This window comes from Rahnella contaminans, assembly GCF_011065485.1.
Lineage (GTDB): Bacteria > Pseudomonadota > Gammaproteobacteria > Enterobacterales > Enterobacteriaceae > Rahnella > Rahnella contaminans.
This window is the reverse complement of the sequence record NZ_JAADJS010000002.1, coordinates 1-16410: the sequence shown is the minus strand read 5'-3', so window position 1 is coordinate 16410 and position 16410 is coordinate 1. Positions and strand designations below refer to the sequence as shown.

The 16410-nt window shown below is 50.0% G+C and carries 13 protein-coding genes, 2 tRNA genes and 3 rRNA genes; 9 read left to right on the top strand and 9 right to left on the bottom strand.

Annotation, left to right across the window (positions count from 1 at the left end; all coding sequences use genetic code 11):
- Positions 1 to 80: 80 nt before the first annotated feature.
- The 6 genes from GW579_RS09290 (at position 81) to GW579_RS23810 (ending at position 5660) form a co-directional block, all read left to right on the top strand.
- Positions 81 to 156: transfer RNA gene (locus tag GW579_RS09290), tRNA-Phe, on the top strand.
- Positions 157 to 389: 233 nt separating this feature from the next.
- Positions 390 to 1550, top strand: coding sequence for a mandelate racemase/muconate lactonizing enzyme family protein (locus GW579_RS09285; protein ID WP_165058799.1), 1161 nt, complete (start codon positions 390 to 392; stop codon positions 1548 to 1550).
- Positions 1543 to 2859 carry an MFS transporter gene (locus tag GW579_RS09280; RefSeq protein ID WP_165058797.1) on the top strand — a complete coding sequence of 439 codons (1317 nt, stop codon included), beginning with the start codon at positions 1543 to 1545 and terminating at the stop codon, positions 2857 to 2859. The genes GW579_RS09285 and GW579_RS09280 overlap by 8 nt, the downstream gene beginning before the upstream one ends.
- 81 nt (positions 2860 to 2940) lie before the next feature.
- A complete protein-coding gene (locus GW579_RS09275) occupies positions 2941 to 3966 on the top strand; it encodes a S66 family peptidase (RefSeq protein ID WP_165058795.1) in 1026 nt (341 codons plus the stop codon).
- 265 nt (positions 3967 to 4231) lie between these two features.
- A complete protein-coding gene (locus GW579_RS09270; RefSeq protein WP_165058793.1) occupies positions 4232 to 5116 on the top strand; it encodes a winged helix-turn-helix domain-containing protein in 885 nt (294 codons plus the stop codon).
- Positions 5117 to 5366: 250 nt separating this feature from the next.
- Positions 5367 to 5660 (top strand): FidL-like protein, encoded by a 294-nt coding sequence (locus tag GW579_RS23810; protein WP_235937359.1) that lies wholly within the window; start codon positions 5367 to 5369, stop codon positions 5658 to 5660.
- A gap of 23 nt (positions 5661 to 5683) precedes the next feature.
- Here the strand turns inward: GW579_RS23810 and GW579_RS09260 are convergent, their stop codons facing one another.
- The 5 genes from GW579_RS09260 to GW579_RS09240 form a co-directional block, all read right to left on the bottom strand.
- The gene (locus tag GW579_RS09260; RefSeq protein WP_152325356.1) at positions 5684 to 5956 is read right to left on the bottom strand and encodes a helix-turn-helix domain-containing protein; all 273 of its coding nucleotides are present in this window, start codon (positions 5954 to 5956) and stop codon (positions 5684 to 5686) included.
- A gap of 27 nt (positions 5957 to 5983) precedes the next feature.
- On the bottom strand, positions 5984 to 6922 hold the full coding sequence (locus GW579_RS09255) for a fimbrial protein (RefSeq protein ID WP_229905838.1): 939 nt from the start codon (positions 6920 to 6922) through the stop codon (positions 5984 to 5986).
- Positions 6923 to 7008: 86 nt separating this feature from the next.
- On the bottom strand, positions 7009 to 7746 hold the full coding sequence (locus GW579_RS09250) for a fimbrial biogenesis chaperone (RefSeq protein WP_405047825.1): 738 nt from the start codon (positions 7744 to 7746) through the stop codon (positions 7009 to 7011).
- 35 nt (positions 7747 to 7781) lie between these two features.
- Positions 7782 to 10283 carry a fimbria/pilus outer membrane usher protein gene (locus GW579_RS09245; RefSeq protein WP_165058788.1) on the bottom strand — a complete coding sequence of 834 codons (2502 nt, stop codon included), beginning with the start codon at positions 10281 to 10283 and terminating at the stop codon, positions 7782 to 7784.
- Between the two features lie 95 nt (positions 10284 to 10378).
- A complete protein-coding gene (locus GW579_RS09240; RefSeq protein WP_152325359.1) occupies positions 10379 to 10960 on the bottom strand; it encodes a fimbrial protein in 582 nt (193 codons plus the stop codon).
- Between the two features lie 690 nt (positions 10961 to 11650).
- On the opposite strand from GW579_RS09240, the gene acs reads away from it, so the two are divergent.
- From acs to actP, 3 genes are read left to right on the top strand one after another with little or no spacing between them, the layout of a single operon-like run.
- Entirely contained in the window at positions 11651 to 13612 is a 1962-nt protein-coding gene (gene acs / locus GW579_RS09235) for an acetate--CoA ligase (protein WP_165058786.1), read from the top strand.
- 54 nt (positions 13613 to 13666) lie between these two features.
- Positions 13667 to 13978 carry a DUF485 domain-containing protein gene (locus GW579_RS09230; protein WP_165058784.1) on the top strand — a complete coding sequence of 104 codons (312 nt, stop codon included), beginning with the start codon at positions 13667 to 13669 and terminating at the stop codon, positions 13976 to 13978.
- A complete protein-coding gene (gene actP / locus GW579_RS09225) occupies positions 13975 to 15642 on the top strand; it encodes a cation/acetate symporter ActP (protein WP_165058782.1) in 1668 nt (555 codons plus the stop codon). The genes GW579_RS09230 and actP overlap by 4 nt, the downstream gene beginning before the upstream one ends.
- Positions 15643 to 15804: 162 nt before the next feature.
- On the opposite strand, the gene rrf (GW579_RS09220) is transcribed toward actP, so the two are convergent.
- The 4 genes from rrf (GW579_RS09220) to GW579_RS09205 form a co-directional block, all read right to left on the bottom strand.
- Positions 15805 to 15920 (bottom strand): 5S ribosomal RNA (gene rrf / locus GW579_RS09220).
- A gap of 36 nt (positions 15921 to 15956) precedes the next feature.
- Positions 15957 to 16032, bottom strand: a tRNA-Thr gene (locus GW579_RS09215).
- 50 nt (positions 16033 to 16082) lie between these two features.
- Positions 16083 to 16198: ribosomal RNA gene (gene rrf / locus GW579_RS09210) — 5S ribosomal RNA — on the bottom strand.
- A 123-nt stretch (positions 16199 to 16321) separates the two neighbouring features.
- Positions 16322 to 16410 (bottom strand): 23S ribosomal RNA (locus GW579_RS09205); the annotation flags it as partial.

Sequence of the window (16410 nt, the reverse complement as noted above, 5' to 3'; positions counted from 1 at the left end):
AGCAAACGAACGTCTTTTATGTGTTTTACATGACAAAGCCGTTGACGGCACATGCCCAATACGGTTTAATGCGCCCCGTTGCCCGGATAGCTCAGTCGGTAGAGCAAGGGATTGAAAATCCCTGTGTCCTTGGTTCGATTCCGAGTCCGGGCACCATATTTAAAGAAACCAGCCTAACGGCTGGTTTTTTGCTTTCTGGCCTCGGCCAAAAAAATCCTGCCCTCTCCCTTTCGTGACTCACTTCTCACCCCTTCATTCATTTGCACAAAACTCCCGTTCAATCCTGTTTAAAAGTTAGGCCAACGTCCGTTAACGGGCATATTTCCTCGTTTTAGACTGTTTCCTTAGGCTAAAAAATTTACTCAAAGCCCTACAAACAGGATTGTCTGATGCAAATAACCCACATTGAGGTATTGCGCGTTGCTATTCCTTTCAGCAGCGGCAGGGAAAAATCACAAGAGAAAAACACTGACGCTTACAACGCGGCGTCACCGACATTAACCCGTATGGAAACGCTGCTGGTCAAAATCACCACGGATACCGGTTTACACGGCTGGGGCGAAGGTTTTGGTCATCTTTCAAACCCGATGACGGAAACGGCGCTGAACGGTCTGGTGGGCAGATTTTTCCTCGGGCAAACCTGTCCGCAAAGCCCTGACGAAATTGCCTCGCTGATGCAACAGGCAGAAATCAATTTCCACGCCTTTGGCCGCACGGGGCCGGTGATGTTTGCGCTGTCGGCAGTGGATATCGCGCTGTGGGATTTGCTGGCAAAAGCCAGAAACCAGCCGCTTTGGCAATTGCTTGGGGCGAGGCGCCATAAAATCGGGGTTTATGCCAGTCTGGTGAGTTACGGGAATGACCCGCAACGCGTGGCAGAAAAAGTGCTGAGCACTTATGACGCCGGATTCCGCGCCATCAAACTGCATGAAACCGAATACGCTGCCATTGCCGCCGCGCGGGAAGTATTGCCGCAAGATGCTGAACTGATGGTCGATGTGAATTGCCCGTGGAGTGTTAAAGATGCCACCGCGCAGGCGCAGAAGTTACGCTCTCTGAATCTGGGATGGCTGGAAGAACCCGTCTGGCCGCCGGATGATCTGGCTGGTCTGGCGCAGGTCAGAACACAAGGCACACGAATTGCCGCTGGCGAAAATGCGGCGGGCGTACAGGGTTTTGTCGAGCATTTCGAACGCGACGCGATTGACATCGCACAGCCGAGCGTCAGCAAAGTTGGCGGTATCACCGCCATGTTGAAAGTCTTCTCGTTGGCAAAACAATATTCTGTCCGGGTTGTTCCGCACTGCTTCTATTATGGCGCCGGCCTGATGGCGACCGCGCAACTGGTGGCCTTGCTTGATGAAAGTGTCAGTCTGGAGGTGCCTTTCATTCAGTGGCAGGAAGAACTTTATCCGCAGCTGGACTTCACGCCACGTATGGTTTTACCTGATGCGCCGGGTCTGGGTTTTGAGCCTTCTCCCGCCGTCATTCAGAAATATCTCGTCAGCTCACAAACTCTTTCCCTGATGACGGAGGCGGCTCATGCGTAAATCCAATTACCGCGTCATTATCGCCCTGCTGCTGTTCTTTGCGGGCATGCTGAATTACCTCGATCGCGCCGCGCTTTCGGTCATGGCACCGCTGATCAAAGGCGATTTGCACATTGACGATGCGCAGATGGGGATTCTGTTCAGCGCCTTCTTCATTGGTTACTGCCTGTTTTGTTTCATCGGGGGCTGGAGCGCTGACAGATTCGGGCCACGCAAAGTGTTCGGGCTGGCGGCAGCTTTCTGGTCGGTATTCTGCGGTGCTACGGCGCTGGTGACAGGTTTCGGGCATTTGCTGGTCGTGCGGGTAATGTTTGGTATCGGTGAAGGGCCGATGGGCACCACCACTAACAAATCCATCTCCAACTGGTTCCCGCGTAAAGAAGTCGGGCGTGCGGTCGGGTTTACCAACGCCGGGCAACCGCTGGGCGCAGCAATTGCTGCACCGATTGTCGGACTGGTCGGATTGCACTTCGGCTGGCGTATTGCCTTTGTGGTGATTGCCGCGCTGGGCTTCGTGTGGCTGGCAGCCTGGATGATTCTTTTCCGCGATAAACCGGAACAGCATCCGCGCGTTTCAGAGGCCGAGAGAACGCTGATTGCCAGCGACCGTCCGGCGACACCGGTCACTTCAGGGATGAAAGAAAAAGATGTGCATACCCTGTGGTATTACGTTTTTTCCAAACCGGTATTAGGCGTGGCCGCCGCGTTTTTCTGCTTCAACTATATTCAGTATTTTTTCCTGTCATGGCTGCCGAGCTACCTCACGGATTTCCAGCATCTGGATATCAGGAGCATGAGCATTATCGGCATTCTCCCGTGGCTTGGCGCAACCGCAGGTTTCATTGGCGGCGGCATTGTGGCGGACATGCTATACCGCCGGACCGGCAACTTCCTTTTTTCACGCAAAGCCGTCATTTTCACCGGCCTGATCATCGCCGCAGGTTGCGTGCTGATGACCGCTTACACCCGCAATACGGCCGGTGCCGTCGCCCTGATCACTGTCGCCAGTATCTTCGCGTATATGACCCCGCAGGCATGCTGGTCGCTATTGCAGGATATCGTGCCGGCGCATCGCATCGGAACCGCGGGGGGATTTGTGCATCTGCTGGCTAATCTGGCCGGGATTTTATCTCCCAGCATCACCGGCTTTTTAATCCAGTACGGCGGCGGTTATCAGTCTGCTTTTATCCTGTCGAGCGGTCTGGCGATCGTCGGCGTGGTCGCAATGGCGATACTGGTACGCCAGAATAAAGTGAATGAACTTTTTGGTAAAAAAAGCCCGTCAGAAGACGTCATTACGCAGCATTAATCCTTTGATTTGTCATGTTCAACCTGCAACTGAGCTGATACATTGCAGGTTGAACATTGAGCAAATTTATAGGATATAGAAATGCCTTCGTCCGGAACTCCGCTTTTCCCGCCAGCATTGAAAACCGGTGACACTATTGGTTTCTTCTCCGCCTCCTCACCGGTTACCACCACGGCACCAAACCGCTTTGCGCGCGGGAAAGACTACTTGCGGGAAAAAGGTTTTGTGCTCAAACCGGGGTTGCTGACCGGCGAGTCAGACCATTACCGTTCAGGATCCGTTGCCCGGCGGGCTGAAGAATTAAACCAGCTGTTTCGTGATCCGCAGGTGCGCTGTGTGATGTCCACCATCGGGGGCAATAACACTAACTCCCTGCTGCCTTACCTCGATTACGACGCACTGCTCGCTGACCCGAAAATCATTATTGGTTATTCAGATACCACCGCGCTGCTGGCAGGCATTTACGCACAGACCGGACTGATAACTTTTTACGGCCCTGCGCTCGTTGCCTCTTTCGGCGAATTTCCCCCGCTGGTTGATGAGACTTATGCGTCTTTTGCTGACGTTTTGATGAACCGTCATGACGCGCCATATCGTTATTCTTTGCCCTCACACTGGACGGATGAAGAGCTTAACTGGAATGATATTGCTCCGGTTCGGGCTAAGCATTTGTATGCCAATACCTGCCGTTTTCTGGGCAAAGGGCGTATTGAAGGGCGCGTCATCGGCGGCAATCTGAATACCCTTTCGGGGATCTGGGGAAGTCCTTATATGCCCGAAATCCGTCAGGGCGACATTTTATTTATCGAAGACAGCCTGAAAGATATCGCCACCGTCGAACGTTCATTCTCCATGCTTAAGCTCAATGGCGTTTTCGACCGCGTCAGTGCGATAGTGCTCGGGAAGCACGAATTATTCGATGACGCCGGAACCGGCAGACAGCCCGCAGATGTATTGCTGGAAATCCTTAACGGCCAGGATATCCCGTTAGTCGACGGCTTTGACTGTTGCCATACTCACCCGATGCTCACCCTGCCGCTGGGTGTAGATATCGCTGTCGACTTTGACCGGCAGCAGATTCACATTGCCGGCCAGTACCTGTCCTGATGACCTTATAAATCACATACTACTAAAATTCCGTACGTGATTTATATCTTTCCGGCTCAAGCCTTCCTTTTTCTTCTCCCTCCGTTAAGGCCATACATTGCCAGCATGTAAATATTTCTGACAACAATCTGACTTTTAAATAGTACGGTTTATACTGACTGCCCCTTAACGACGGTATATCAGGGTAAAATTCTGATAGGGTAGCACTGTACTAATTATCTGAATGCAAATGTAAGACAGGATATGTTTAACAGGGAGACTGAGGATGCAAATGATTTATCTGATTGAAAATGAAATAGTATTCAATCCAGAGGATAACTCACTTTCTTTGCTGAGCGACGCTGAGAGTAAGGTCGCTGTATCCAATCCTGCGCGGAGAATTTTATTATTGCTGATTGAGCAACATGGCATTGTTGTTCCTCGTGAAACATTTTTTAAAAAAGTATGGGATGACTATGGACTGACTGCCAGTAATAATAACCTCAATCACTGCATCAGCAAATTACGTAAAGTGATTTCTATGCTGGGTTATTCCGATGAATTCATTGTCACCGTTCCCAAAGTTGGTTTTTACATCAGGAAAGAGATCGCCATTGCGGTGAATTTTGAGCAAATCGCATCTCCCAAAGAAAATACGGAAGAGTCCAGAAGTGTTATCGAAATACCGGAAATCATTCTTCCCATCGCTGAAGAACAGCCTTCCACAGAGGTGGTGACTGAGCCAGTTCAGCCCGAAACCGTGACACCGGAGCACTACCGATGGGAAACAAAACACTCTGTTTTTATGAGTATTTTAGTCACAACAGTGATTACGGCCTGGGGGATTTTCATCCTTCACCGTAATCTGAGTGACCCGATGGCGCATTTGCAGATTGCGAGAATAGGTGTCTGCGAACTGTATTCAACCGCGCCCGTCACTCCGTCACGAAAGGAGGAATTCGCGCGTCTGGCCGAAATTTTCCTGCGAAAAAACAATATTTCCTGCAAGCCCGGTCAAATATTCATATTTCAAAGTGAGCGATTTTCCCTCCCGATAAATACGGGTTCTGTGCGCGATTTCATGACGCAATGTAATACCGATGATAATCATAAGATGAACATTTGCATAAGTTATTATACAAATGACAGGACCACGAATGACAAATTATAATAAAAGCTTACCTTCAGTAAAGAAGATCCTTCTTTTATTCTTATTGCCCATTATTGTTTTACTGATCATTGTTTTTTGCGAGATTTTTTTAAGAAAAGACAAAGAGGCATTTCCGGTTAACATCCCTTGCCGGGGAAACATGATCATAGAAGCACAATATGATAATCAGAAAGCCAGGATGGTAGCATCGCTGTACTTTAGTTTTCTGAGCAAGAATAAAATTTTGATTTCTCTGAGCGGGACAGGATATTTGTATAACAATGAAAATGTCGTCATTGAGAAAAAAACGCTGCTGCGCAATATCTATTATGATTATATCCATGAAAGTAAGGCCACGGATACCTACTCGATGACCAGCAGTCAGATCAATATCGATAGCGTGGATGATTTTGACTGGCGTATTTCCTCACTTTTACTGATGAACAGTTTTTTTCTGACGGGCCACACAGATACGCTGGTCTTAAAGAAGTTCGACGATAACGCCCTGCTCATCGAAAACAATCAGTCACCGTTTACGCTGTGCATCTTCAGTAAGAGTCTGTGAGACCCGGTCGTCACTGCTTTTGTCTATTTATAATACAGATAGAGTTGAAATCCGCAGGCTTGAGCGTAACGGGCCAGCGTACTGAAACTGGCCTGTGCCGGACGCTTTTCCAGGCGAGTGATGGCCGGAGGTGTGATCCCGAGGCGTCGGGCCAGCTCAGTTTTATTTAATCCGGCATCTTCGCGTAAGGTTTGCAACAACGCATGAATTTCTGTCTCAGCAATGAGTTCCGGAGCCTGGGTAGAATATACCGGTTCTTCAAGCGCCTGAGCCCGTAGTTTAGCCGTTCTTAGCATGTCGTTCTCCCTCTCTTTCAGACGCGGTCAGTAGTAGTTAATCTTGACGATCACTGATGCATCAAATTGCCCGAGAGAAAGTGCTCTCCCTGGGATCGCACTCACTTTCGCCGTGAAGTTTTTCGTCACTTCATTCACGTTATTGAGTTCTGCAAAATCATCATAACGATTGAACGTAATTGCCTGTTCTTTATCGTTGTAGAGCATTAATTTGGCACCATTCGACAAATCTATGGCCGTATTATCGAGCAACGGACTGGCCGTGGAAAACTCGGCCTGCAGGGAGAAATTATCCAGGCATCCCTGCTTAACGGCTTTAATGGCAAACGGCAGAGAAATACCGGAAGAACGGGACAAAATGGTGCTCTGGATCGGGCCGAAATCTACAATCTGAGATTCCGGATAGACCTTCAAATCGGAGCCACAGGCCAGGAAACGAATCCCCTGTAAGCCGGAGAGGTTATATTTCAGGTTTTTAGCGCCCGGCGATTTGTTGATGCCCCGGCTGCCATCAAGCTGGAATACCGTGAACTGATCAGCCCCCTGATAATGACCGCTGGAAGGCGCGTTCCCGCTGACCTTGATATACAGGCGGAAAGTGACGTTTACCGTAACGTTCTGGCCTTTTTTGATGGGCGTACTGTTAGTGCTGAGACGCTGTTCATTCTGCTCGAGATCCTGCCCGTTATAGCTCACGCCCAGCAGTAAGCCCTCACCAATCGACTGGGATTTCGGGTTGAAGTAGAAATGAACCACATCAATGATTGAACCCAGAACATTATCGCAATATGCGGTGACGTTAATGTCATTGGATTCCCAGATTTTGGTGCCAACCGGCACATTCGACGGTATCGCCAGCTGCCCGACCGGGATCGCAGGTTTATCGACGATCCCCGTTCCTTTTTCCACGCAATCTAACGCCAGCGCGCTGCGGGAAAAACAGAGCAATAAAATAATCAATATCATCCTGCCAGCGAATAACCGGTAAATATCAGGCATAACAATCCCTTATCGAGGAGATGAACAGGTTCAAATACTGGCGTACACACAGCTTAGCGTTTGCCTTCTTTGCTGATGAGCTGACACTGAGGCGTCTGACACTGGTACTCGTTCACCTGTAAACCCCCGTAGTCGTCCATATATCCCAGGCTGTACCGGTTGCTGACATACTGGCCGCCGGTCAGGGATTCTGTCGCAAACGGGGCCAGCATCACGCTGTCAAACCCCGGCACGTTGCCTTTATTATCCTTACCCAGATAGCCGACGGTGATATAGAACGGTGTCGGGTTGGTCAGTTTCAACCCGTCCGAAAGGCGGCTGACCTGAAGCTGTTCCTGCCAGTTCCCTTTCAGCAATTTGCGCAGTTCGGTGGGCCGGAAGAAAAGCTTCACGCGGCTCTGAATCGCAACCTGCATCACGTTGGCCATTTCGCTTTTTGGCGGGACTTCACGCACATTGAAATAAAATAACGATTCGCGATCTTTCGGCAGTGCGGCGGTTTCCGGTAACTGAAGTACGCGGATCTGGCTTTTCTGGCCCGCATCAATCCGCTGCATTGGCGGCAGCGCCACCAGCGGAGATGTGATTTTTTCGCCCTGCGCATTCTCCAGCCAGACCTGCGCCAGATAAGGCAAGTCCTTGCTCTGGTTCTCCAGCATGACGCTGACCGATTTGTCATTGGCATTAAAAATGATACGCGTCCGGTCAAGGTTAATGGCTGCAATGGCCGGACAAGCCACGCTGGCCATCATCAGTAACGCCATGCCTGTGTGTAAAATCTGCTTCTTCATCGGACTCTTCCTTTCCTGATTCACTTTGTTAATTTTCAGCTACACGGTAATAGCACCTGGCCGGAACGGGTCACGGGCTGCGAAGGTACCTGTATCCGGCATTTCTGATCGCCGCCCCAGCGTACCGTCAGCGATTTCTCGCCGGAGACGCCCGCCAGATACGCCAGACCACCATCACCAATCAGACCGGCTTCAAATCCGGAACTGTTATCCGTCACCGACGACCCCAATGGCGGATAGCTGCCGTCAGCGAGACGAATGACGGCCATCAGGCGCTCGCCTTTAATCGCGCGGATTTTGCGGAAACCTATTGCTCCTTCTGTCAGGGTTTTGCTGACAACCGAGCTGTAAACTTCTACATCATCAGGCAGATGATTGACGTCGACGCGGATATCAGAAGTCTGATAGCTGGAGACGCCGTTCACGACGGCGATGCCGTAATCATTCGTTACCGACGCGCCTTCGCTGATCGGAATACCCTTCACTCCGGCCGACACCATCATGCGCGGCTCGCTGCCAGAGCTGCTCTGGTGCAATGCGGCTCCGGCTGCGGTGGCCGTAAAAGAGCCGTACCAATTGGCGTTTACCGAGCGGTAATCGTTATTTTTTACGCTGCCGTTCACGCCTAACTGACCGTAGGGAGACATGTGCTGGTAGTTAGCACGGAAAACGCCGTCGCCTTTTTGCAGGTCAGGGCTGCTTCCGCCGGCTCCTACGCGCCAGCTGTTGTTCGGATCCTGGCTGTTGTAATAAGAGGCGGTTTGCGAAAATCCACCCTGGGAATCCTGTTGAGCGTCATAGCTGATCTGCTGCCCGGAAGACAACGGCAAACTGAATGACAGGAACATCTGGTTTTCATCGGTATCGCGGTATCTCAGCTTGCTGGCCGACAACGTTCCGGAAATCCCGGTGAACCGCCCGATATCAAATATCTTGCTGACGGAAACGCTGTAGTTATTGCTGGGATTTTCGTTCCAGTACACCTTATGTGTCGCCGAGAGATACAACGTGATCGCCGGCCACGGCAGAAACTGGTTGGCGGTTACCGTATAAGTTTGTTTATCGTCGCGGGAATACCCGTCGCCGTTCACCTTGTCGAGATACTGGTTGAACGACATGAAGGTTTTTTCCGAGAAACGATAACCGGCAAAAGTGATCTGGCTTCCGGTGGAATCGAAGCGTTTAGAATAGTTGGCGCGATAGCTGAAACCCGTTTGCTTACCCGCCACAGGAACCGTAGCGGAAGAACGCGTGACATCGAAAGACACCGCGCCCAGCTTTTGCAAATTCTGCCCGACGCCGAGTGCCTGAGCCTGATAGTTCCCGGTGGTGGCAATCAGCCCGCCATAGACTGAGAAATCATTAAGCGCGCCCCACGACATTTCTCCGCTGTAAAAACCCGGCTGCAAAACGTGATTGCTGCTGCCGGTGGTCGGTTTCCCCATCGCCGTCTTGAACCGCACCTGACCTTTTCGGGTCAGAAACGGGATCGTCGCCGTGGTAACCTGATATGTCGTTACGCTGCCGTTTTCTTCTTCAATTTTAACGTCCAGCGCACCCTGCACGGCTTCCGTCAGGTCCTGCACGACAAACGGCCCGGGAGAAACGTTGGTCTGATAAATTACCCGGCCGTTCTGGCTGATACTGACTTTGGCGTTGGTTTTGGCGATACCCGTTACCTGAGGCGCATAACCACGCAGCGAAGGCGGCAACATCCTCTGATCACTGTTGACGGAAACGCCGATAAAGCGGAAGGAATCGAAAATATCTGAGCTGAAATAGGTCTGCCCGCCGGTCAGACGCGCGCCGATGGAAGGCAATGCACGGAACAGATAGGTTTGCGTCCAGGTGAATTTATCGCTGTCAGGCGATCCTGACGTCCTGGCGGCGGAATACTGATAATCAGCGCGGGCACGCCACGCACCCAGGTTAAATCCGGTCGTACCGTAGCTGCTAAAACTGGTCGAGCTGTTGCCCTGCTGGGGCATGTATTTGCTGCCCAGCAGGTTGTAATCAAGTAATACGCCATTCACGCCGTTGTCCCACTGGGCAGGCGGAACCCAGTTTTCATCGTGAAACGTCAACCACGCCTGCGGGATACTGATATTCAGCGTCTGTTTTTCCTGATCGTAACGTGCGGTGATTTCTTTTTGACGATCCAGAGAAGTGCATTCGCCGTGATGCCAGAGTGTCAGCTGCTCCTGGGCGGCTTTGGTCAGATCGAATTTATCCACCAGTGAAGGCGGCACACACAGACGGCTGTTTTTATTATCTTCAGTAGGGATATATTTAATCAGGCTTTGATCGCCCAGCGTGCGGCCATTGAGCACGACATCCAGCAGATATTCACCGGGCGCGATATAATTCGCCACCTGAAAACGTGAAAGGTCTACATTATTGCGATCGGCAGAATCAATAAAGTTAACGTTAAATTCTACCGCCAAACTTTTGAATGAAATAAAGCATCCTGACAAGAAAATAATAACCCCTGTTGTTATTCTCATTCCTGTCGATGTTCTGTCCATCGCAAACAACATAATAAAATCACTTTTTATTTTTTATAAATCCAGCACGGAACCCCGATGCACCCGGAAAATAAAGGGGAGATAACTCCCCTTAATAACAGCAATCTTTATTTGTAGTTCAGGGCGTAAGTCGCCTGAGAAACGATAGTACCGGTGGACACTGGCTGGGTGTTGGCTTCAACGCGCGCAGCAAATACCAGCTCGTTATTACCTGTTACCAGATTAATGTCTTTTGAGGTATCGCCAACTTTCAGCAAATCCCCGTTAGCGTCGATGAGACGGATGCCTGCACCTTTCGCGCTGCCGGTGTTCGCCAGCAGTTCAGTGGCACTGCTGTCCGGAGTACCCGCGAAAGATACGGCAACTTTAGACATCGCCGGATATTCAACGGTGCCGGCAGTTTGCGCGGTCAAATCGCAGTCTTGCAGATGGATGGTGTAGTTAACGTTTTGAGAATATTTATTGCCGCTTGCCAGCACCTTATTCGCCACCTGACCCATATCGACATTAATGTCTTCATCGCCTGCGGCAATAGAGCAAGGCGCATTAATAACGGTACCGGTGAAATGAATACGGCCGGAACCCTGGTCAGCGCCGGTCGGAGGTGTTGTAACGTCATCAGCAAAAGCTGAAGCGGAAATTAAAGTAGATAAAGCAATAATCAGTGTCTTGTTCTTAGCGTTAAACATAGTAAGTCCTTGAGATTTAACGGTAGCTATTAAGTGATAAATACGCACACAGGCGATATTTTTCGCTGTACCGAAGAGAGCACCCCTCTCTTGCCAGATCAATATACTGATATTTTAAATTTAACGTTATAATAATTTGCCAATTGCAAATATTAAGAGTTTTAATCTCAGATTAATCTTTAAACATCACCTTTATGAATGGAAATTAACTTAAAAGTTAAAATAATTAACATTAAATGTTCCGGCCTGAATAAAAATCATTCTTGTTAATTTAAAAAGTTAAGCTTTAGTTAACCAATAATTTACTTTTCGTTTAATTAAAATTTACGTTTTCAGGGTTATTGATACATTTTCTCCGACATCAGTGAGAAAACTCTGCATTCAGATCAAAAGAACGCCCTCAGCTAAGTCCGTCCGGATCTCTCTTCAGATCATTTTCAGTCGTTCATTCTTCTCAAACCGCCCTGTGTTCATTGAGAAAGAACAGTTTCTGTTTCCTTTTTGGCTCATACCTCAGTTCTTTCTGACATCACGCTGCCTTTTGTGGCCTGTCCCGCACTGCTGTTGCAGATATCTTGCTGTTTTTTCTCCGCTTGCGTGATCTGCCCCCCAGAAAGCAAACAAAGCCCTAACGCAAACTACACTTAACTTTTGATTGACATATATTTAACAAAATAAAGGAGAAAAACCATGAGCCAAATTCATAAGCATTCTATTCCTGCCTCTGTGGCAGAACGCGCCCTGATCACACCTGAAAAATATCAACAGTATTATCAGCAGTCTGTTGAAGACCCCGAAGCCTTTTGGGGAGAACAGGCAAAAGTCCTCGACTGGATCAAACCGTTTACTCAGGTGAAAAATACCTCGTTTGCACCGGGAAATATCGATATTCGTTGGTTTGAAGATGGCACGCTCAATCTGGCGGCTAACTGTCTCGACCGGCATTTAGCAGAGAAAGGCGATCAGACCGCGCTTATTTGGGAAGGCGATGACCCCAATGCTGAAAATAAGCACGTCACGTATAAACAGCTTCACCAGGATGTCTGCCAGTTTGCTAATGTATTAAAAGGATTTGGCGTCAGGAAAGGCGATGTTGTCGCCATCTATATGCCTATGGTGCCTGAAGCCGCCGTGGCAATGCTGGCCTGTGCCCGTATCGGCGCAGTGCATTCCGTCATTTTTGCCGGTTTTTCACCGGAAGCCGTTTCCGGCCGCATCATTGATTCCAATGCCAAAATCGTGATCACCGCCGATGAAGGGTTGCGTGCAGGTCGAACCATCCCGCTTAAACAGAATGTGGACGATGCCCTGAAAAATCCGGCAGTCACCAGCGTGACACACTCCATTATTTTCAAACGCACCGGGAAACAGGGTGAATGGAAAGAAGGCCGCGATATCTGGTGGCATGACGCAATAAAAGATGTTCCGGCTGATTGTCCGGCGGAAGAAATGAAAGCGGAAGATCCTCTGTTTATCCTCTATACCTCCGGCTCCACCGGTAAACCTAAAGGCGTTTTGCATACCACTGGCGGATATCTGGTTTATGCAGCGCTGACTTTCAAATACACCTTTGATTACCACGACGGCGACATCTACTGGTGTACTGCCGACGTAGGCTGGGTAACTGGCCACAGCTATCTGCTTTACGGCCCGCTGGCTTGTGGTGCGGTCAGCCTGATGTTTGAAGGCGTGCCAAATTACCCGACGCCAGCGCGTATGGCCCAGGTCATTGATAAGCACAAAGTAAACATTCTTTATACGGCGCCAACCGCCATCCGTGCATTGATGGCTGAAGGGGACAAAGCGGTCGAAGGAACCAGCCGCGCCTCGCTGCGGATCATGGGTTCAGTGGGTGAACCGATTAACCCGGAAGCCTGGGAGTGGTACTACAAAACGATTGGTAACAGCCAATGCCCGATCGTCGATACCTGGTGGCAGACTGAAACCGGCGGTTTCATGATCACACCGTTGCCGGGCGCGACGGAGCTAAAAGCGGGTTCTGCAACCCGTCCTTTCTTCGGTGTGCAACCCGCGCTGGTCGATAATGAAGGTATCCCGCAGGAGGGCGCTTGCGAAGGCAATCTGGTCATTACCGATTCCTGGCCGGGCCAGGCACGTACCCTGTTTGGCGATCATGATCGCTTTGAGCAAACCTATTTCTCCACCTTCAAAAATATGTATTTCAGCGGTGATGGCGCGCGTCGTGACGAAGATGGCTATTACTGGATCACAGGCCGTGTGGATGACGTCCTGAATATCTCCGGCCATCGTCTGGGAACGGCTGAAATTGAATCCGCACTGGTATCACATCCAAAAATTGCAGAAGCCGCCGTTGTCGGAATTCCGCATAACATCAAAGGTCAGGCTATTTATGCCTACATCACTTTGAATCATGGCGAGGAACCTTCACCGGAACTCTATACGGAAGTACGCAACTGGGTGCGTAAAGAAATAGGGTCCATCGCCACACCGGACGTTCTTCACTGGACGGATTCATTACCCAAAACCCGTTCCGGCAAAATTATGCGTCGCATTCTGCGCAAAATTGCAGCCGGTGACACCAGTAATCTGGGAGATACCTCAACGCTTGCGGATCCGGGCGTAGTCGAAAAATTGTTGGAAGAAAAACAATCAATGAAAGTGCCGTCATAATTTTCACCGCCCTGGCGCGGTGAACTCTATCAATGCCTCACAGGAGTCACTGAGATGAATGATCCAATTTATCAGAGAGTTGTAAGTAACCCGCGCTTCAGGGAACTGGTGCAAAAGCGCAGCCGTTTTGCCTGGCTTCTGTCCGGCATCACGCTGGTGCTGTATGTCGCTTTTATCTTGCTGATTGCGTTCGATCCGCAATGGCTGGGGACGCCCTTGTATGAAGGTGCCACAATCACGCGGGGTATTCCGGTTGGCGTCGGGCTGATCGTGATTTCTTTCATCCTCACTGGCATCTATGTCATTCGCGCCAACAGCGAGTTTGACCAACTGACGGCTGATATTATCCGTGAGGTTAAGCCATGATCGCACGCCGTAGCTCCCTCCTTTTCCTGATGTTATCTCTGGCTTTGCCTTTCAGCGCTTTTGCAGCAGAAGGAATTGCAGGCGAGGTAAAACGTCAGCCTCTTAATATTGAAGCGATCGTGATGTTCGTCTTGTTTGTCGGGGCGACACTTTATATCACCTACTGGGCTGCTAAACGGACGCGTTCCCGTCAGGATTATTATACGGCTGGCGGCCGAATTACCGGGCTGCAAAACGGGATGGCGATTGCCGGTGATTTCATGTCTGCCGCATCTTTCCTTGGGATCTCCGCGCTGGTTTATACCTCCGGTTACGATGGCCTGATCTATTCCATCGGTTTCCTTATCGGCTGGCCAATCATCCTTTTTCTGATTGCTGAACGTCTGCGTAATTTGGGTAAATACACCTTCGCCGACGTCGCCTCATACCGGTTGAAGCAAAAGCCAATTCGCCTGCTCTCGGCCTGTGGTTCGCTGGTTGTGGTTGCACTGTATCTGATTGCACAGATGGTGGGTGCCGGTAAGCTTATCCAGCTACTGTTCGGCCTGAACTACCATGTCGCAGTCATCCTGGTTGGGATCCTGATGGTGCTTTACGTGTTGTTCGGCGGCATGCTGGCAACAACCTGGGTACAAATCATCAAGGCAATCCTGTTACTGGCAGGCGCCACATTCATGGCTGTTATGGTCATGAAATCCGTTGGTTTTAACTTCAATACCCTCTTTACACAGGCCGTCGCGGTACATTCAAAAGGTATCGCAATCATGAGCCCGGGAGGACTGGTTTCCGACCCGATATCGGCGTTATCACTGGGGCTTGCACTGATGTTTGGGACCGCAGGCTTGCCGCACATTCTCATGCGGTTCTTTACCGTTAATGATGCCAAGGAAGCCCGTAAAAGCGTATTTTACGCAACCGGCTTCATTGGTTACTTCTATATCCTGACGTTCATTATTGGTTTTGGCGCTATCGTGCTAGTCAGTTCAAACCCTGCATTCAAAGATGCCAGCGGCGTATTGCTTGGCGGTAATAATATGGCAGCGGTACATCTGGCTGATGCGGTCGGCGGGAGCTTCTTCCTCGGTTTCATCTCGGCAGTGGCTTTCGCGACAATACTGGCCGTCGTGGCCGGATTAACACTGGCTGGTGCATCCGCGGTTTCTCATGACCTGTATGCCAGCGTCATTAAAGATGGTAAGGCAACGGAGCGCGATGAGCTGAGGGTCTCAAAGATTACCGTTATCGTTCTCGGTATAGTGGCCATCGCTTTGGGGATTTTGTTTGAAAAACAGAATATTGCGTTCATGGTGGGTCTGGCATTCTCCATCGCAGCAAGCTGTAATTTCCCGATTATTCTTCTGTCGATGTATTGGGCTAAATTGACGACTCGCGGCGCGATGATAGGTGGGTGGCTGGGGTTACTGACGGCCGTGATACTGATGATCCTGGGCCCAACGATTTGGGTGCAGATTTTAGGACACGCGAAGCCAATCTACCCTTACGAATATCCGGCTCTCTTCTCAATGATTGTTGCCTTTGCAGGAACCTGGTTCTTCTCAATTACCGACAATTCTGTTGAGGGGCAAAAAGAGAGAGAGCGTTTCTATCCTCAGTTTGTTCGTTCACAAACTGGGATTGGTATCTCGCAAAGTTCTAATCACTGATTTTTATGCAAACAAAAGCAAAAAAGGCCATCCGGGAGGATGGCCTTTTCTTTAATAGCTGCAAAATCAGAGTTATTGGCCAGTTTTTTGGCCATTTCGCGTCTCAAATTCTAAATAGCAAAAAGCCCTGTACATCAGTACAGGGCTTTTCACTTATTTGATGCCTGGCAGTTCCCTACTCTCGCATGGGGAGACCCCACACTACCATCGGCGCTACGGCGTTTCACTTCTGAGTTCGGCATGGGGTCAGGTGGGACCACCGCGCTGTTGCCGCCAGGCAAATTCTGTAATTTACCGAACTCTACGCTTATTACTGGTGCTGATACCCAGAGTCGAACTGGGGACCTCACCCTTACCAAGGGTGCGCTCTACCAACTGAGCCATATCAGCACGCTTATTCCTATAACAGCCTGCTTAATAGCAAACTTTACTAAGTTGATGCCTGGCAGTTCCCTACTCTCGCATGGGGAGACCCCACACTACCATCGGCGCTACGGCGTTTCACTTCTGAGTTCGGCATGGGGTCAGGTGGGACCACCGCGCTGTTGCCGCCAGGCAAATTCTGTTTCATTCATACCGCTCACCCTCTCTCAGGCTTGCACTACGAACCAATCTCGGAACATTACGCTGAAAAATCTCGGTCTCGCACAGAGTCAATCTAAAACACCTTTGGTGTTGTAAGGTTAAGCCTCTCGGGTCATTAGTACTGGTTAGCTCAATGCATCGCTGCACTTACACACCCAGCCTATCAACGTCTTAGTCTTAAAC